The organism is Achromobacter sp. (genome assembly GCF_032113835.1).
Lineage (GTDB): Bacteria > Pseudomonadota > Gammaproteobacteria > Burkholderiales > Burkholderiaceae_B > Achromobacter.
This window is the reverse complement of sequence record NZ_DAMCTG010000007.1, coordinates 62,642-79,411: the sequence shown is the minus strand read 5'-3', so window position 1 is coordinate 79,411 and position 16,770 is coordinate 62,642. Positions and strand designations below refer to the sequence as shown.

Genomic DNA, 16,770 nt, shown 5'->3' with positions numbered 1-16,770 from the left:
GTTACCGATAACGATTCGAACAGACACAGAGGACCGGCAAAATGGTATTACCGCTCATCCCCGCAGTTCTCGGAGTCAGCGCGCTGGCTTCCGCCGTGACCGGAATAAAAAAGGCTTGGGACGCCAAGCAGAACTTCTCCGCCGCAGACAGGAAGGTGAAAAGTTCGGAACGAGAATGGCGCGAGGCAGCATTGGCCTTGGAATCACGTCGCGAGGAAGTCTGCAGCGAGCTGAACGAATTGGGTTTACTTCGCGCACGGATCAAGAGCAAAAGTCTTTCGAAGTTCTCTCGCTTGGTGGATCAGGTTGCGGCGAGTGAGTTCGATGTGATCAACATAGTTGGGTACGAGCTACCAATTGATGTTGTTTCCATGCAAGAGATCGAACAGGCGACCTACGAAGCCACCGAGTTCTTGCGCCATGGCATTCAGAGCGCAATTTCCGGCGCCATGGTGGGAGCAGGCGTCGGACAGGCGGTAAGCATGTTTGGAGCGGCTTCCACAGGCGCGGCCATTTCAGGCCTTTCGGGCGCAGCCGCCACCAATGCCACGCTCGCCTGGCTGGGTGGAGGATCGCTCGCGACTGGGGGCTTGGGGATGGCGGGCGGAACGGCCGTTTTGGGGGGCGTCGTGGCCGGTCCGGTATTGATGGTAATGGGATACCTGGCGGCCGGTAAGTCCGAACAGGCGCTTACTCAAGCCACAAAACATTCTGCCGATATCGAAAAAGCGGCGGAACAACTGAAAGCGGCGAGCGTAGCGCTTGATGCACTAGACCTGCGCTCCAGGGAACTTGCCTGGGTGTTAGAGGCGTTGGATGAACGCTTCCACTCAGAGGCAAACCGCGTATCGCGCATGCTCGGACGCGTTCGGCGCAATCGGGAAGCACGTTATCTGGATGCCGGCAAACCAGTTCCGGCGAACCTCGCCAACCGGAAGATCGAATACGCCAAACTATCAGAGGATGAACAAGCCCGCTTCAACATGATGGTCGCCCTGGGCTCTACGCTGTACCAGGTAGCCAAGATCGAGATCCTTGATCGCAAAGGACGCCTTACGAAGAAAAGCGAGAAGGCGATTCAAGACGTACAAACGCTTTTGGAGGCGATATGACCAAACGCGGCGACCTGACAGCTGCCGTCACGCATGCGGTGTCGGGCAAAGTGGCGAAAGGCGCAAAAAAAGCCGTTCCCGGCGGTTCCTTGGTGGACGGAATCCAAAGGATGCACCAAGCTCACAGCGATTATCAAAAACTGCGCGAAGAGGAACGGACGAAGCGCCTGGCCATCCTTGCGGATCGCGACGTCACTATCGAGAGAATACGAGCGCAGCACGACACCATCAAAACGGCTTTGGCCGATACGTTCAATCTGCGCAAGACGGGCCTCGAAGCCCAGATCCGGGCAATGGACAAGGCGCTCGAAAGCGGCAACGTCGCCGCCCTTCATGTCGTGCTGGATGGAATGGTAAAGACCATCCAAAGTTCGCCCTTTAAAGATATCGCCGACATGCGCGAAAAGTTCTCGGACCAGGACTTTGTGCTTCGACTAAAGTAGCCCGCCCTTCGAGTGCGCCTAGGAGCGTGGGCAGGAGCCGCGTAACTCCTTGACCCTACGCCCCAGCTTGCGGCGCAGCAGCGTCCTTAACGTCGCGCCATCCTCATATCCAACCGCGGCGGCAATCGCGTCGACGTTCAAGCGGCTGGTGCGCAGCAGATGCACCGCGCGCTCGACGCGAAGATCCTGGAAGTAAGACAGCGGCGACTTGCCCAGCACGGCCTCGATACGGCGCTGCAAGGTGCGGGAGCTGGTCGCAAGCGCATCCGCAGCGTCGGCCAGCGAGAACCCCTGCGCCAGGCGCTCGCGGGCCCAGCGCTCAAAGCGCTCCACCAGCGGGTCGGCGCGCGCGAGGTGATCGGGGATCATGTACGGCGCCTGCGACGGGCGCGCGTCCACGAGCAGATAACGCACGACCACGGCGGCCAGCGCCGGACTGGCCTGGCCCAGCAGCCACAGGGCCAGATCCAGATGACCCATCGCCGCCCCCGCCGTGGTGAAGGGGCCCGACGGCACCATCATCCGCGCGCTGTCCAGCCGGATTTCCGGATAACGCTGGCGAAACAGCGGCGCCAGCCACCATGACGTCGTAGCTTCGTGTCCGTCGAGCAATCCGGATTCGGCCAGCACGAAGGTGCCGATGCACGCGGCAGCGATTCTGGCCCCGCCCGCGTGCGAATCCCGCAGCAGCGTCAGCGCGTCCTTGACGTCTCGGCGTTCCAGCGCCGGCAGGAGTTGCTCCGGCATCTTCGTGGCGATGGCGGGCAGCACCACCCAATCAGGGTTGCCCATCGCGCTGACGGGCTTGACCGGCACGCGCATGCCCAATCCCGTCCGCACCTCGCGCCGCATGCCGATGACGTCGATATCGAACTGCGGATTCTCGCCGGGCTGTTGCAGGGCGGCCAGTTCGTTGGCCGTCGTGAATGCGTCCAGGATGGCCGACAGGCCCGTGTCGAAGCAGCCGTCCAGCGCCAGCACCGAAATCTTCATGGCGGAAATGACTCCAATAATGTCACTTGCGACCATAGAGCGGCACCCTCTTCCTGTCTACATTGGCGCCACGCGCGCTTGGCGCGGATCGAAGGGAACAGGCATGGACCAACAAGCACATAGTCTCGACAACCCGATCTGGACGGCTCTCGTCACGGAACAGGCACATCTGGGGACCGGTGCGCAGCTTGCTCGCCGCTATCATCCCGATGTCGCGCCGTTCGCTGCGATGGTTTCCGATAATTTGCCCGAGGCTTGGGCCGCACTTGCCCAACTGCTGGCGCCGAGCGAGCAGGTGGCGTTGTTATCCTGCGACCCGCTCATCCCTCCTGCCCGGCTGCGTGCCCAGCCAGTCGGCGTGATCCATCAGATGGTTGCAACGCGGCGGGATGCCCGCGTCGCCGACTCCGCTGACAACGCCGACATCGTGGTGCTCGGCGCGGCCGATGCGGCCCAGATGCAGGACCTGGCTGCCAAAACCAAGCCCGGCCCATTCTGCCCGCGCACCCACGAGATGGGCCACTACATCGGGGTTCGCTGGCAGAGCCGCCTGATCGCGATGGCAGGCGAGCGGATGCATCCGGCAGGCCACGTCGAGATCAGCGCCGTCTGTGTCGACGCGGAATGGCGCGGTAAGGGACTGGCCCAACGGCTGGTGGAAAACCTTGAAGCGCGGATCTGGCGGCGGGGCGAATCGCCGTTCCTGCACGTGCTGGGTCAAAACGCAGGCGCTATTGCGTTGTACGAGCGGCTGGGGTTTCGGTTGCGGCAGCGCTTCCATTTGACGATGGTCGGACGCGCGCCGTCAGACGCGGACCTGAATTAGCAGGACGTCTGCGTCCTGAACATTGCAGTTTGAAACGTTTGGCCGCCTTTCGTCAAAATGGTCCCAGGAAAGACCCCAGTACAATCCTCGCGCTCTCCCCTATTCCTTCCCGGCAGTCCCATCCCATGTCCAACCTCATCGTCCACGGCGGCACGCCTTTGCGCGGCCGCGTCGTCCCTTCGGCCAACAAGAACGCGGTGCTGCCCATCCTGTGCGCCACGCTGCTGACCGATCAGCCGCTGACACTGCACGGGGTGCCGGACATCACTGATGTGCGCAAGATCCTGGACATCTTCCGCACGCTGGGCAGCGACGTCCGCCTGGACGATGCGACGCGCACGCTGGCGCTGCATCACAAGAACACGGTCTTCGACGCCGCAAACCACCGGCTGCCCGAGGAGATGCGTTCGTCGATCATGCTGGTGCCGCCGCTGCTGGCGCGCTTTGGCGTGGCGCGGCTGGAGGACAACGTCAAGGGATGCACGCTGGGAGTGCGTGAGATCGATCCGCACGTGGACATCTTCCGCTCGTTCGGCGGCCAGGTGGAACGCGCCAGCGGGTCGCTGCTGGTGCGCGCGAGCGGTCCGCTCAAGCCCACGCATCATTGGCTGGACTATGCGTCCGTGACCACGACCGAGAACTTTGTGTTGTGCGCGGCTGCGGCCGAAGGGGAGTCGTCGTTGACCAACGCGGCATCCGAGCCGCACGTGCAGGAGTTCTGCCGGTTCATGGCGATGATGGGCGCCGAGATCGACGGCATCGGCACGTCGCGGCTGGTGGTGCGCGGTGGCAAGCGTCTGGGCGGCGGCGAGTTCACGTTTGAAGAAGATTTCCACGAGATCACGACGTTCCTCGCGCTGGGTGCGATCACGGGCGGCGACGTGGTGGTGCGCAATCGCACGCCGGGCAATTTTCCGCTGATCGACCGCACGTTCGCCAAGTTCGGCGTGCGGATCGAGCACAACGACGGCTGGTCGCGCGCGCTGCGCGACGGCCCGCTGAAGGTGCAGACGCCCTTCACCAGCAACGTGCTGACCAAGGTCGAAGCGGCGCCCTGGCCTTACTTTCCGGTGGACCTGCTGCCGATCTTCATTGCGCTGGGCGTGTGCGCCGAGGGCAATGCGATGTTCTGGAACAAGGTCTACGACGGCGCGCTGGGCTGGACGGGCGAGTTGTCCAAATTTGGTGCGCACGTGTTCTCGTCGGACCCGCACCGCGTGGTGACGTTTGGCGGCAATCCGCTGACGCCGGGCGTGGTGGAAAGCCCCTACATCATCCGCGTGGCGATCGCGCTGTTCATGGTGGCCAGCAGCATCAAGGGCCGCTCCGAGATCCGCAACGCCACGCCGATCCGCCGTGCCCACCCGCACTTCGTCGAGAACCTGCGCAGTTTGGGCGTGCAGGTCGAGTGGGCGAACGACGAGTAAAACGAGGACTGATCAGCCGGGGCTGAATCGACCGAAGTTATAGCTACCGAAGTTATAGCGACCGAAGCAGTAGCGACCGAAGTCGAATCAACCGAAGTCGAATCAACCGAAGTCGAATCAACCGAAGTAAGGGCGTCCTGGCGACGCCCTTTTTTGCGCCCTCACCGGCCGACTTCCGATGCCGGCGATGTTGGCAGGAACGCTGCGCCAATCACGCGCGCGGTCAACCTGCCGCCGCCGCAACGGCAGGCGCAGGCGCCGGAGCGATCGGCGTCAGGCCGAACCGCTTCATCGTCTCCATCATCCGGGCCTTGTCCGGCGGACCGCCGCCGTTGATCAGCGCCGCCATCTCGCGAAAATAGTCCGCGCTGATTTCCGGCGTGTTGATCACGAGGGCCTTGGCCATGACCTCGTGCGGGTTGCTGAACGCATGCGCTACGCCGGTGGGCGTGGTCATCGAGTCGCCGGCACGCAGGTCGCGCGTTTCCGCGCCGACGGTAAAGCGCAGCGTGCCTTCAAGCACATAGATCAGTTCCTCGTTGTCGTGGCTATGCGGCGGCGGGACGTTCGAGCCCGGCGGCACACACAATTCAAACGCCCCGATCTGATTCCCGCGTCCACTGGGCTGGAGATAGCGGATTTCCAGCTGTCCCACTCGGATCACTTCGTCTGCATCGAATGCTTCGCCTTCGTTCATGGCATACTCCCGTGTAAAGTTACTTTACGCCTAAGTGTACAAATTTTTTACGCCATGTCCAGTAGAAAAAATAGCGCCGCATCCGAACCGCAAGCCGGCCTGCCGATGATCGGTTCCTTGCTGCGGCTGCCGCGCGAGCACGTGGTCGCGCGCATGCTGTCTACCGTCAATGCGCAGGGATTCGACGTGTCGTTGACCGAACTCGGCGTCTTCATGTATCCCGGTCCGCATGGCCGCCGGCCGATCGAGCTGGCCCGCCAATGCAATATGTCGCGCCAGGCGATGAACTACGTGCTGGCGGAACTGGAGCGGCGGGGCTATCTGCTGCGCCGACCGGGCGCCGCGTCGAATTCCACCGAATTGCAGCTCACTGACCGGGGTCAGCAGATGTACGCGCTGATGCGCAGCTGCGTGGCAGCCGTTGAACTGGAATGGAAGGATCACCTGGGCGAACAGCGCTTCAACGCGCTGCGCGAGACCTTGCAGGATCTGTCTGCGTGGCTGGGCAAGGTGGATTGATGCCATGGAACGATGCGTCACAAAGCGCTGCGGATTTTTGATTTAAGCCGCACTGCTGACACGGAACTGAATGTTATTGTCTTGTCTTTCCGGCACGCTGGCGGCCCGCCGCCGGCATGCTTGAACGCCATTCACAAGGAGCCGCAATGAAGTTGATCCCGTCCCTGCTGCTGGGCGCAAGTGCGCTGTCGATGACCTTTGCCGCGACCGGCGCGCCGGTCACCTATGACCTTGATCCCTCGCACACGTACCCCAGCTTCGAGGCCGATCACTTCGGCGGGTTGTCGACGTGGCGCGGCAAGTTCAATAAGTCCAGCGGCGTGGTCGTGCTGGATCGCGCGGCGCGTACGGGAACCTTGGACGTCACCGTGGACATCAAGTCGGTGGACTTCGGCCACGACGAGATGAACCAGCACGCGGTCGCGCCGGACATCTTCGATGCGGCCAAGTACCCCACTGCGACGTTCAAGGGCAAATTCACCAAGTTCGACGGCGACAAGCCGGAAGAAGCGACCGGCGACTTGACGCTGCGCGGCGTCACGCGTCAGGTGAAGCTCGACATCGACGACTTCAAGTGCATCGATCACCCGATGGTCAAGCGCGAGGTCTGCGGCGCCGATGTCTCCACGGAATTCAGCCGCAAGGATTTCGGGATGAATTTCGGGTTGGACATGGGGTTCAAGCCGGAGGTGAAGCTGAAGATCCAGGTCGAGGCGATCCGTCAGCAGTGATGATTGCTTGGGCGATGCAAGGGACCGGCGCCGGTCCCTTTTTTCATTGGCATGAGCCGTCTTCGCTTCGCTAGGTGTCAGACACCCTTGTGGCGCCTGATCAACTTGACGGGCGTTTCTGACGGGTGTCAGACACCTTGAATCCTGACACGGTGTCAGACACCTGATCAAATCGAGGTGTCTGACACCCGTGGAGCCGCTGTCACATGCTGACGACCCTCTTGCCCGGGTGTCTGACACCGGCCCGGCTGAGCCGCCGGCCCGCGCGGGATTTCTACTCTTCCCCGCCTCGGGTCCGGGCCAGAAAATCCAGCACCGCCCGGTACGATCCCTCATTCCCAGCCGCGTTGGCCGATGGCGTGCCGCCCGCATCCAGCAGCAGCCCCGACATCGCATGCGGTTTGTTGATCAGCGTAGCCGGCAGGCAGGGATAGTGGACATGGTGGCCCGCCCCTGCGCAGACGTAGTGGCGCGTCGGCAGATCAAATGCCTGACGTTGGCGCACCACCATTTCCGAATACGCAGTGCTAGGCCAGAAGCCGTCGTCCGATGCGCTGACCAGCATGACCGGTCCGGGATAGTTTTCGACGGGAATACGCGCGCGTTCGAAGGCCGAGGCATCGCGCGTGGCGCTCAGGAATGCCAGGGTCTGGCGGTACGGCGGCTCGGAGGCGTAGGCGGCGTTCCAGTCGGCCGTGGCGTTGTCTTGCCACAGGTGCGGCAAGGGCTCGCCATGCCGGGTCCAGACCTGCGCATCGCGTCCCGTGCCCGACGCGCCGGCGCTGACCACACCATGCATCACGGGCGACGGCACGTACGCGACGACGGCGCTGACCAGATCGGGGAAATGCGAGGCAACAAGCAATGATGTCTCGCCGCCCCGGCTGATGCCCGATACCGCCACGAAGCCGTCGCGCGGCTGCAGCGTTTTGCGGATCCATTTCAGCGCGGCTTCGAAGTATTCGAGCGGCATGTCGTTCAGGTACTTGGGCCGGCCGTCGTAGTTGAAGATCGCCAGCGCCAGGCATTGATAGCCGCGGGCGGCAAACAGCGCGGCGCGGGGCGCGTTGACGCCACCCGACGAGCCGTTCATGTAGACCACGACAGGATGCGGGCCTGGGCCGGCCGGCACGAACAGTTCGCCAGACACCGTCATGCCGTCCACCTCTTCGCGCACGGAGCGATGCGTGACACCATCGGCCAGGAAGTCCTGGACCAACGTGGCCTCGGCCGACAGCGCGCCATTCGTGGCGTGCAGGTGCACGGTCAGCGCATCGGTGCTGTCCGGCGGAAACACCACGCGATCCATGTCCTGGCACACCATCGACCAGACGATGCCCATGGCCGACGGCTCGGCATACGAGCCGGACACGGGGCTGTCGCGCCGCAGATCCAGGCGTCCGTCGTGGCCGGCCACGAACACGGCCTCCGAGCGCCACGCCGCGCCGCACATGTGCATGCTGGCCGTGACAGTGATGAAGGCGTAGGCCGGGAAGCCTTCGATGTGGATGTCGCGCTCGACGTCGATGAGCGCGCGTTCGGGCGTTACGGTGATACGGGGCTGTGTCACAGTCGTCTCTCCTTGCCGGTCGCGGCCTTATGCCTTCAGGTCGGTCTTGGGCACGCCGTTGGCCTTGATGACCTGCGCCCACATGGCGGATTCGTCGGCGATGACCTTGTCCAGGTCGGCGGAAGACGTGAACTCCACGGCCACGCCCTGCTCCGCGAATTGCTGGATCAGGCTGGGATCGCGCGTGCCTTCGCGCACGGCGTGCTCAAGCGTCTTCACGACGTCGGCAGGCATGGCGGCGGGACCGGAGATCATCATGCGGGTGTAGAGCTCGAAGTCGTCGACGCCCGCTTCCTTCATCGTGGGGACATCGGGCAGGCTGGACAGCCGCTTGTCCGCAGTGACGGCCAACACTTTCAGCTTGCCGGACTTGATGTTGGGCAGCGCCGAGGTCGGGAAGTCGAACGTGCTTTGCACGGTGCCCGCCATCAGGTCCAGCAGCGCCGGACCGCTGCCCTTGTAAGGCACGTCCTGAAACTGCGTGCCGGTCTTGGACTGGAAATGCAGCAGCGCCAGGTGGTTGATGACGCCGCGGCCGGCATGTGCGCAGGTGATGTCGTTGGGCTTTTTCTTGGCCAGGGCGATGAATTCCTGCACGGTGTTCACGCCCAGGTCGGGATGCACGATCAGCAGCATGGGCGATTTGCCCATGGACCCAAGCTGCTTGAAGTCCGACGGCTGGTACGGCAGGTTGTTGTAGAGCAACGGGTTGAGGATCATGCCGTTGGTGCCGGCAAAACCCAGCGTGTAGCCGTCGGGCTCGGCGCGCGCCACCGCGACGGTGGCAATGATGGCCTGCCCCCCCGGGCGGTTTTCAACGACGACGTTCTGCTTGAGCGTTTTGCCCATGCGGTCGGCCAGCGCGCGGGCGGCAATGTCGGTCAGCCCGCCGGGCGCAAAGCCGACCAGCAGGCGCACCGGTCGGGTCGGAAAGGCGTTTTGTTGGGCCCAGGCCGGGCGCGAGATCAACGGCAAGGCGGCAAGCGCGCCCAGGGCATGACGGCGGGTGAATCGCATACGGCTCTCCAGACAAAGGCACAGGCCAACGCGCGGCCAGCGAGGGCCGCGAGGCAAGACAATGAAAAGGGGAAGGACGTACAGGCCGCCGCCGATCGGCGACGGTCACAATGATCGTATGTTGTATGCAATACAACCGACGGGCTATCTAGGGATATCCCGGTAAACGCCTGAATGCGGGACGGGATGCAAGTTCCGATGTGGGACCCGATGTGGACCCCGGTTCGAAACCCAATAACGGCCCGCCGATCAGGCCTTCGTCATCAGCTTCTTCCACCCCTCCAGCCCAAGCTTGTTCATCGTGTCGATGTTCTTCTCGTAGATCTCGGCCGCGTCGGGGAACGACTCTACCGCGCGGTCGATGCTGTCTTCGCGCAGCAGGTGCAGGATGGGATACGGCGAGCGGTTGGTGAAGTTTTCGATGTCGTCCGGCTGCGTGTCGGCGAACTGGAATTGCGGATGGAACGTGGCGACCTGCAGTTCCCCCACCAGGCGCATGCGTTTGAGCAGGCGGTCGGACAGGTCTTCGAAGTCGTTGAACTCCATGAAGTCGTCGAGCGCATCGGGAATGATGAGCAGCGTGGTGTCGATCTTGTCGGGATCGGTTTCGGCCAGCAGCGCGAGTTCGTCCTGCAGGTCGGTCAGCACGCCCTCGGCGTCGGTGGCGTCGCTGACGGCAAAGCGGATCTGGTCCTTGACCTGCACCGCCTTGGCGAAGGGACAGAGGTTCAGGCCGATCACTGCCTGGTTCAGCCAGTGGCGGGTTTCTGCGACCACATTGGCGTAGGCGTCGGAATTGGAAATCATGGAATCAGTCCTGGAAATAGAAAGAGCGCAAGGCCGAAGGCCCCGCGCTCTGCGTGGCACGCGTACAGGTCAGGCGGCCGGCATGGCGGCCATGGTCTGAGCCACGGCAGCAGTCAGCTTCTTGCCGTACGGCACGTGCAGGAATTCGTTGGGGCCGTGGGCGTTGGACTTGGGACCCAGCACGCCGCAGACCATGAACTGCGCCTGCGGGAAGCCCTTTTGCAGGATGCTCATCAGCGGGATGGTGCCGCCTTGGCCGATGTAGCCGCACGGCGCGCCGTAGTATTGCTGCGAAGCGACGTCCAGGGCCTGGGTCAGCCACGGCACGGTGGCGGGCGCGTTCCAGCCGGTGGCGGCGCCTTCGTTGGCCTTGAAGATGACCTTGGCGTTGTAGGGCGCGTCGGCTTCGAGCAGTTCCTTGATTTCCTGCGAGGCGGCCACGGCGTCCACCAGCGGAGGCAAACGCAGCGACAGCTTGAACGCAGTGCGCGGGCGCAGCACGTTGCCGGCGCTGGACAGCGGCGGCAGGCCTTCGGCGCCGGTCACCGACAGCGTCGGACGCCACGTGCGGTTCAGCAGCGCCTGTTCGGGTTCGGTGGTCATGGGCAGCACGAAGCCGCCATCGGCGCCGCAGCTCCAGGGGAAACGGCGCCACACTTCGTCGCCCAGGATGCGCGCGGTGGCGCTGACCTGTTCGATGCGTTCGGCGGGGATTTCGCAGTGCAGGCTTTGCGGCAGCAGGCGGCCGGTGCCGCTGTCTTCCAGGCGGTCCAGCAGGTGCCGCAGGATGCGGAACGAAGACGGCACGACGCCGCTGGAGTCGCCCGAGTGAACGCCTTCGTCCAGGACCTGGACTTCCAGCGTGCCCGACACCATGCCGCGCAGCGACGTGGTCATCCAGAGCTGGTCGTAGTTGCCGGCGCCGGAGTCCAGGCACACCACGAGTGCCACGTTGCCCAGGCGGTCGCGCAGCGCGTCGACGTACGGCAGCAGATCGTAGCTGCCGGATTCTTCACAGGTCTCGACGATGCCGACGCAGCGCGGACGCGGGATGCCTTGCTTGTCGAGCGCCATGATGGCGGTGAGCGAGGCGTAGACGGCATAGCCATCGTCGGCGCCGCCGCGGCCGTAGAGCTTGCCGTCTTCGTACTTGGGCGTCCACGGACCGAGGCCGGCGCGCCAGCCCGAGAATTCGGGTTGCTTGTCCAGGTGGCCGTAGAGCAGCACGGTGTCGCCGTTGTCGCTGCGGGTGGCGGGCGCGTCAAAGAAGATGACGGGCGTGCGGCCCGGCAGGCGCACGACTTCCAGTTTCAGGCCAGAGACTTTTTGCGCTTCGACCCACTGCGCCGCATCGCGCACCACACGCTCGATGAACGCGTTTTTTTCCCAGTCGGCGTCAAAGGCCGGGCTCTTGGCGGGAATGGCGATGTAATCGGTCAGTGCGGGGATGATCTCGTTGTCCCACTTGTCGTCCACGAAGTCCTGGAGGGCTTTGGGATCAAGGGTGGGCGGCAATGCGTCTTCGGGGATGCGTGCGTTCATGGCGCTGGCTTCCTGTGTGCGGGAGAGGGGCAAACCGCTATTTTATGCCTGGGCGGCGGGGATGTTTTGGTGGGGGTGGCTTTTTTATGACGGTGTCAGACACCCCTCGGACGGGTGGCCGCATATTGGCGGCTGTCTTGTTGGGGTGTCAGACACCTGCACTGGGGGGTGTCAGACACCGGAACTGGTCTGATTTCTTAGGGGGTGTCTGACACCGGAACTGGTCTGATTTTCGGTGCCAAGGAGCGTTATTTCGCGGCGTAGGCCTCGATGCGGCTCCACACCTCGCGAGCCAGGGGCTTGGTGTTGCCGACCGATTGGTACAGGCGGATTTCCATGTGGATGTCGTTGCGGGCGCCGTCGGCGCGGACCAGGGTTCCGTTGCGCAGGTCGGGTTCGACCAGCGTATGCGGCAGCCACGCCAGGCCAAAGCCTTGGCGCGCCATGGCGTGCAGCGCGTCGGCCAGGTCGGACTCGTAGGTGGTCTGCAGCAGCGGCACCTCGCACAGGCCGCGCAGCTTGTCATGCAGGATGCGGCCCAGCGACATGCTGTCTGCGTAGGCCAGAAACGGCACGGGCGGGTCGGACGCCAGCTTGGGCACGGCGTGCCGGGGATGGCGTCCGCCGGGTGCGACGGGCGCGCTGACGGCCACCAGCTTGTCGGCGCCCACGCGCCGGCAGCGGTAGTTGGGATTGTCGATCTTGGCATACAGCGGTTCGTGCGCATGGCACAGCAGGAAATCGACCTCGCCGTCCTCCAGCATGTCCACGCCGTAGTTCAGCGTCGTGGTGATCACCTTCAATTGAAACGCGGGCAGGCTGCGCTGCACGCCGGCCATCAGCCCCGGCAGCACGGAGTGCGCCAGCGTCTTGCCTGACGCGATGGTGATCTTTCGGGCACGTTCCTGCTCGGGCTTTTGCAGCGTCTCGCGCGTCTCGTGCAGGATGTCCAGCACGTCGATGGCGGCGGCCAGCACGCTGCGCCCGGCGGCATTCAGGGTGGACACCTGGTGGCCGCGCTCGACCAGCGGCACGCCCGCCCAGTCCTCAAGCGCCTTGATGCGGCGCCCGAACGCGGGGTGCGTCACGTTGCGCGACTCCGCGGCCTGAAACAGGTTGCGCGACTTCGACAGCGCGACGAAGTCTTCCAGCCATTTGATGTCCATGCGTCTTCTCCTGCCCCGCCCCATGTCTGTCCGGGGCTGGAAGCGTGTTTGCCAGCGGCTCATCGACTGTGCCGCTTCGGCACAACGAGTGCGCATTTTGCACAAGACAGAAACACCTTGCAACTAATATCCCCGCATCCACTCCTGGAAAACCCTATGCCCGACACGACTGTCCAGCTCAAGTCCATCCGCAGCCACTATCTGGGCGGCGACGAAGTCGTGGCCGGCGGCCTGCCGATGCAACAGCAAAAGGTGGTCGGCAACGCGTCGCCCCGGCTGATCGACATGAACGGCGGCTACAGCGCCGGCCAGTTGTATGTGCAGGAGTACCGGCTGGCGCAGCCGACCCGGCCCTACCCTGTGCTGCTCTGGCACGGTGGCGGCATGACGGGTTCGCAGTGGGAAAGCACGCCGGACGGCCGCGACGGCTGGTTGTGGCGTCTGCTGCAGGCCGGCTACGACGTCTTCGTGTCCGACGCGCCGGAACGCGGCCGCGCCTCGTGGGCGATGTTTCCCGAGATCTACGGATCCGCCCCGATCTTTCGCTCCAAGGAAGAAGCGTGGCGGCTGTTCCGCATCGGCCCGGCTGCGGGCTATGCGCGTGCCGGCGAACCGCGCCAACCGTATCCGGGGCAGCAGTTTCCGGTCGATGCGTTCGACACTTTTTCCAAGCAGTTCGTGCCGCGCTGGCTGACGCACGGCGACATGGCGCTGGACGCCTATCGCGCGCTGCTCGACTTCGTGGGCCCCTGCATCCTGATGGGCCACAGTCAGGGCGGCGGCTTTGCCACGCAGCTTGCCCAGGAATATGCCGCGACCGTGCGCGCCGTCGTGGCGGTCGAGCCCACCGGCACCCCCGCCCAGGCCACCTGCGAGTTGCCGCCGCAACTGCTGGTCTGGGGCGATCACTTCACCGCGGACGACACCTGGCAGCGCTATCGCGCCCAGACGGACGCCTATTGGAACGCCCTGCGCGCGGCCGGCCAACGCGCCGACGTGCTGGACCTGCCCGCTGCCGGCATCGCCGGCAACTCGCACTTCTGCATGCTGGATCGCAACAGCGACCACATTGCCGGATTGATCGTCGATTGGCTCGATCGCAGCCTCGACTAACCTTCTCGTGGAGATACAGATGACCCTGAAGAAAACCACCATCGCCCTGGCGTTCCTGACCGGCGCCACGCTGGCGGCCGGCGCTTCGGCCCAGCAGTCCGACTACCCGAGCAAGCCCATCCGCATGATCGTGCCGTTCGCCCCGGGCGGCACCGCCGACATCATCGGCCGCGTCTTCGCCGCGCAACTGGGCACCGAACTCGGCGTCACGGTGGTGGTCGAGAACAAGGCCGGCGCCGGCGGTTCGATCGGCACGCGCTACGTCGCCGACGCCGCGCCCGACGGCTACACCATCCTCTTGGCCTCCTCCAGCACCCACGGCACGAACCCCGCCGTCTACAAGAACCTGACGTACGACGCGTCGCAGGACTTCACGGCCATCACGCAACTGGTCACCGTGCCGGGCGTGCTGAGCGTCACCAAGGACTTCCCCGCCGCCGACCTGAACGCGCTGATCGCGCAATCGAAGGCCAATCCGGACAAGTACACGTACGCGTCGTCCGGCGCGGGCGGCCTGGGCAACCTGGCGATGGAACTGATGAAGTCGATGACGGGTTCGCACCTGATGCACATCGCTTACCGCGGCGCGGGCCCCGCCTTCACCGACGTGATCAGCGGCCAGGTGTCGATGATCTGGGAACCGGTGCCGGCCTCGCTGCCGTACATCAAGAGCGGCCAGATCCGCCCGATCGCCATTGCCGCCGACGTGCGCTCGCCGGAACTGCCCGACACGCCGACCTTCAAGGAAGCCGGCCTGACGCGCTATGAAGCCAATGCGTGGAACGGCCTGCTGGCCCCGAAGAACCTGCCCGAAGCCGTGAAGACCAAGCTGCACGACGCCTCGGTCAAGGCGCTGAACACGCCGGAAGTGAAGGCCAAGATGGCCAGCCTGGGCGGCACCGTGGTGGCCGGCTCGTCGGACGCCTTCCAGCAAGTGATCGCCAGCGACGTGAAGAAGTGGAAGAACGTCGCCAACGACGCCAAGATCCAGCTCGACCAGTAATGCAAAAGGCCCCGGCGCGTTGCGTCGGGGCCTTTCGTGGTTCATGCAAGCCGGCCTTCGAGGCCGGCTTTTTTTGGGGCGTAACCTTGCCGGGCGGAATCAGGCGCCGATGAGCGCCGGTTCACCGCCGCGGTTGTCCAGCGCGGGGGCTTCAGCGTCGATCACCCGTCCGGATTGCAGCTTGAATACCGCAACCGCGTCGCGCAGGCGCTGCGCCTGCGTTTCCAGCGATGCGGCCGAGGCCGCGGCTTCTTCGACCAGCGCCGCGTTCTGCTGCGTCACGCTGTCCATCTGCGACACGGCCTGATTCACCTGCTCGATGCCCTGCGACTGCTCTTCAGAAGCGCTGGATATCTCGTTGATGATGTCCGCCACGCGGCGCACCGAGGTCACGATCTCCTGCATGGTGGCGCCGGCGGCCTCCACCTGGTCCGAACCCACCGACACCTTCTGCACGGAGTCGTCGATCAGACCCTTGATCTCCTTGGCCGCGGCCGCGCTGCGCTGCGCCAGCGCGCGCACTTCGCTGGCCACCACGGCGAAACCCTTGCCCTGCTCGCCGGCGCGCGCGGCTTCGACCGCAGCGTTCAGCGCCAGGATGTTGGTCTGGAAGGCGATGCCGTCGATGACGCCGACGATGTCGGAGATGCGGTGCGAGCTGTCGGCAATGCCGCGCATCGTGCCGACCACGTCGCCCACGGCCTGGCCGCCGCGCGTGGCCACTTCCGATGCCGCCATCGCCAATTGCGCCGCGCTGCGCGAGCTGTCGGCGTTGTTCTTCACGGTGGAGGACAGTTCGTCCATGCTGGCGGCGGTTTCTTCCAGCGACGCGGCCTGCTGCTCGGTGCGCGAGGACAGGTCGATGTTGCCCGCGGCGATTTCGCGCGAACCGGTGTGGATCTCTTCAACGCCCAGACGGACGGCCGACACCGTGCGCGCCAGGCTGTCCTGCATGCGCTTGACGGCGCCGTACAGGATGCCGATCTCGTTGTTGCCGCGCTGCTCAATGCGGTTGGTCAGGTCGCCGCTGGCGATGCGGTCGAACAGGCGTCCAGCTTCATGCAACGGACGGAAGACGGCACGGCCGAAGACCACATACAGGCCCACGACCAGCGCGGCCACCACGACCAGCAGACAGATCAGGAAGACGATCGCGGTATTGATGCGCGCGGACGAATCGCGCGCCACGCGCTGGCCGACTTCGTCGGCAAAGTCCACGTATTGCTGGTTGGCCTGGGTGAACTTGGTGCCCAGCGGGCTGACCTTTTCCTGATTGACGCGGCCGGCTTCCTTGGCGTCGCCGGCGCGAATGGCGGCGATCATAGGGCCGATCGCTTCGCGCACGTAGACGTCGTAGGCTGCCAACGCGGCCTCGAACAGGGGCTTGCCCTGCGGCGACGTTTCCGGCAGCTTGCGCGCGGCTTCGATCTGACTGGTGGCCTTGGTGACGTAGCTGTCCATGCGCTGCATGTTGCTGGCTGTCGTGTCCAGGCTCTTGCCTTCCAGCAGCGCGCTGTGCGCCGCCAGCAGCACCACGCGGGCGCGCAGCAGATCCGACGCGGCGTCGTCCAGTGAATTGGCGCGGACCAGGTTGGTGTCCAGCATCACCTCGATCGAGGTGCGGTTGGATGTCAGTTGCTGATAGACCGCGATGCCGGTCACCAGAAAGAGTGCAAAGAAGACGGCCAGGGCGGTCGTCAGGATTGCGCGGATACTTAAATTCTTGAACATTGAAAGCCACTCCGGGGGTTGCGTAACGCTTCCCCCTTAACGGCGCAATGCAATGAAAAGTTAAATATTTCAC

16 protein-coding genes are annotated in these 16,770 nt (G+C 64.4%); 8 read left to right on the top strand and 8 right to left on the bottom strand.

Translation table 11 applies throughout. From position 1 onward, the window contains the following. Positions 1–41: 41 nt before the first annotated feature. Positions 42–1,112, top strand: coding sequence for a hypothetical protein (locus RT697_RS04920; RefSeq protein ID WP_313697249.1), 1,071 nt, complete (start codon positions 42–44; stop codon positions 1,110–1,112). Further along, positions 1,109–1,555 carry a hypothetical protein gene (locus tag RT697_RS04915; protein WP_313697248.1) on the top strand — a complete coding sequence of 149 codons (447 nt, stop codon included), beginning with the start codon at positions 1,109–1,111 and terminating at the stop codon, positions 1,553–1,555. The genes RT697_RS04920 and RT697_RS04915 overlap by 4 nt, the downstream gene beginning before the upstream one ends. A gap of 18 nt (positions 1,556–1,573) precedes the next feature. On the opposite strand, the gene RT697_RS04910 is transcribed toward RT697_RS04915, so the two are convergent. Then, the gene (locus RT697_RS04910; RefSeq protein ID WP_313697247.1) at positions 1,574–2,548 is read right to left on the bottom strand and encodes a helix-turn-helix domain-containing protein; all 975 of its coding nucleotides are present in this window, start codon (positions 2,546–2,548) and stop codon (positions 1,574–1,576) included. Positions 2,549–2,651: 103 nt separating this feature from the next. Between RT697_RS04910 and RT697_RS04905 the strand changes: the two genes are divergently transcribed. After that, on the top strand, positions 2,652–3,374 hold the full coding sequence (locus RT697_RS04905) for a GNAT family N-acetyltransferase (protein ID WP_313697246.1): 723 nt from the start codon (positions 2,652–2,654) through the stop codon (positions 3,372–3,374). A 125-nt stretch (positions 3,375–3,499) separates the two neighbouring features. Further along, the gene (locus RT697_RS04900) at positions 3,500–4,801 is read left to right on the top strand and encodes a UDP-N-acetylglucosamine 1-carboxyvinyltransferase (protein WP_313697245.1); all 1,302 of its coding nucleotides are present in this window, start codon (positions 3,500–3,502) and stop codon (positions 4,799–4,801) included. A 223-nt stretch (positions 4,802–5,024) separates the two neighbouring features. Here RT697_RS04900 and RT697_RS04895 read toward each other — a convergent pair whose 3' ends face one another. Next, positions 5,025–5,498, bottom strand: a complete 474-nt coding sequence (locus RT697_RS04895; protein ID WP_313697244.1) for a cupin domain-containing protein — start codon at positions 5,496–5,498, stop codon at positions 5,025–5,027. A 54-nt stretch (positions 5,499–5,552) separates the two neighbouring features. On the opposite strand from RT697_RS04895, the gene RT697_RS04890 reads away from it, so the two are divergent. Together RT697_RS04890 and RT697_RS04885 are read left to right on the top strand one after the other, a co-directional pair. Beyond that, positions 5,553–6,017: a MarR family transcriptional regulator gene (locus RT697_RS04890; protein WP_313697243.1), complete on the top strand. Its 465-nt coding sequence runs from the start codon at positions 5,553–5,555 to the stop codon at positions 6,015–6,017. Between the two features lie 146 nt (positions 6,018–6,163). Beyond that, the gene (locus tag RT697_RS04885; protein ID WP_313697242.1) at positions 6,164–6,748 is read left to right on the top strand and encodes a YceI family protein; all 585 of its coding nucleotides are present in this window, start codon (positions 6,164–6,166) and stop codon (positions 6,746–6,748) included. Between the two features lie 274 nt (positions 6,749–7,022). Here the strand turns inward: RT697_RS04885 and RT697_RS04880 are convergent, their stop codons facing one another. The 5 genes from RT697_RS04880 to RT697_RS04860 form a co-directional block, all read right to left on the bottom strand. Continuing rightward, positions 7,023–8,318, bottom strand: coding sequence for an alpha/beta fold hydrolase (locus RT697_RS04880; RefSeq protein WP_313697241.1), 1,296 nt, complete (start codon positions 8,316–8,318; stop codon positions 7,023–7,025). 27 nt (positions 8,319–8,345) lie between these two features. Continuing rightward, complete coding sequence (locus tag RT697_RS04875) at positions 8,346–9,335, bottom strand: Bug family tripartite tricarboxylate transporter substrate binding protein (RefSeq protein ID WP_056319078.1); 990 nt, start codon at positions 9,333–9,335, stop codon at positions 8,346–8,348. A 249-nt stretch (positions 9,336–9,584) separates the two neighbouring features. Beyond that, positions 9,585–10,142 (bottom strand): DUF1415 domain-containing protein, encoded by a 558-nt coding sequence (locus tag RT697_RS04870; RefSeq protein WP_313697240.1) that lies wholly within the window; start codon positions 10,140–10,142, stop codon positions 9,585–9,587. A gap of 69 nt (positions 10,143–10,211) precedes the next feature. Further along, the gene (locus RT697_RS04865) at positions 10,212–11,684 is read right to left on the bottom strand and encodes a M20 family metallopeptidase (protein ID WP_313697239.1); all 1,473 of its coding nucleotides are present in this window, start codon (positions 11,682–11,684) and stop codon (positions 10,212–10,214) included. Between the two features lie 248 nt (positions 11,685–11,932). Beyond that, on the bottom strand, positions 11,933–12,850 hold the full coding sequence (locus tag RT697_RS04860; RefSeq protein ID WP_312428320.1) for a LysR family transcriptional regulator: 918 nt from the start codon (positions 12,848–12,850) through the stop codon (positions 11,933–11,935). A 156-nt stretch (positions 12,851–13,006) separates the two neighbouring features. On the opposite strand from RT697_RS04860, the gene RT697_RS04855 reads away from it, so the two are divergent. Together RT697_RS04855 and RT697_RS04850 are read left to right on the top strand one after the other, a co-directional pair. After that, on the top strand, positions 13,007–13,963 hold the full coding sequence (locus tag RT697_RS04855; protein WP_313697238.1) for an alpha/beta fold hydrolase: 957 nt from the start codon (positions 13,007–13,009) through the stop codon (positions 13,961–13,963). Positions 13,964–13,982: 19 nt separating this feature from the next. After that, on the top strand, positions 13,983–14,966 hold the full coding sequence (locus RT697_RS04850; protein ID WP_313697237.1) for a tripartite tricarboxylate transporter substrate binding protein BugE: 984 nt from the start codon (positions 13,983–13,985) through the stop codon (positions 14,964–14,966). Positions 14,967–15,065: 99 nt separating this feature from the next. On the opposite strand, the gene RT697_RS04845 is transcribed toward RT697_RS04850, so the two are convergent. Beyond that, positions 15,066–16,697, bottom strand: coding sequence for a methyl-accepting chemotaxis protein (locus RT697_RS04845; RefSeq protein ID WP_313697236.1), 1,632 nt, complete (start codon positions 16,695–16,697; stop codon positions 15,066–15,068). Positions 16,698–16,770: the final 73 nt, after the last annotated feature.

What these genes read in the sequence shown, in the direction of transcription:
- RT697_RS04920 (WP_313697249.1), top strand. Translation starts at nt 42, where the DNA reads ATGGTATTACCGCTCATCCCCGCAGTTCTCGGAGTCAGCGCGCTGGCT.
- RT697_RS04915 (WP_313697248.1), top strand. Translation starts at nt 1,109, where the DNA reads ATGACCAAACGCGGCGACCTGACAGCTGCCGTCACGCATGCGGTGTCG.
- RT697_RS04910 (WP_313697247.1), bottom strand. Translation starts at nt 2,548, where the DNA reads ATGAAGATTTCGGTGCTGGCGCTGGACGGCTGCTTCGACACGGGCCTG.
- RT697_RS04905 (WP_313697246.1), top strand. Translation starts at nt 2,652, where the DNA reads ATGGACCAACAAGCACATAGTCTCGACAACCCGATCTGGACGGCTCTC.
- RT697_RS04900 (WP_313697245.1), top strand. Translation starts at nt 3,500, where the DNA reads ATGTCCAACCTCATCGTCCACGGCGGCACGCCTTTGCGCGGCCGCGTC.
- RT697_RS04895 (WP_313697244.1), bottom strand. Translation starts at nt 5,498, where the DNA reads ATGAACGAAGGCGAAGCATTCGATGCAGACGAAGTGATCCGAGTGGGA.
- RT697_RS04890 (WP_313697243.1), top strand. Translation starts at nt 5,553, where the DNA reads ATGTCCAGTAGAAAAAATAGCGCCGCATCCGAACCGCAAGCCGGCCTG.
- RT697_RS04885 (WP_313697242.1), top strand. Translation starts at nt 6,164, where the DNA reads ATGAAGTTGATCCCGTCCCTGCTGCTGGGCGCAAGTGCGCTGTCGATG.
- RT697_RS04875 (WP_056319078.1), bottom strand. Translation starts at nt 9,335, where the DNA reads ATGCGATTCACCCGCCGTCATGCCCTGGGCGCGCTTGCCGCCTTGCCG.
- RT697_RS04870 (WP_313697240.1), bottom strand. Translation starts at nt 10,142, where the DNA reads ATGATTTCCAATTCCGACGCCTACGCCAATGTGGTCGCAGAAACCCGC.
- RT697_RS04865 (WP_313697239.1), bottom strand. Translation starts at nt 11,684, where the DNA reads ATGAACGCACGCATCCCCGAAGACGCATTGCCGCCCACCCTTGATCCC.
- RT697_RS04860 (WP_312428320.1), bottom strand. Translation starts at nt 12,850, where the DNA reads ATGGACATCAAATGGCTGGAAGACTTCGTCGCGCTGTCGAAGTCGCGC.
- RT697_RS04855 (WP_313697238.1), top strand. Translation starts at nt 13,007, where the DNA reads ATGCCCGACACGACTGTCCAGCTCAAGTCCATCCGCAGCCACTATCTG.
- RT697_RS04850 (WP_313697237.1), top strand. Translation starts at nt 13,983, where the DNA reads ATGACCCTGAAGAAAACCACCATCGCCCTGGCGTTCCTGACCGGCGCC.
- RT697_RS04845 (WP_313697236.1), bottom strand. Translation starts at nt 16,697, where the DNA reads ATGTTCAAGAATTTAAGTATCCGCGCAATCCTGACGACCGCCCTGGCC.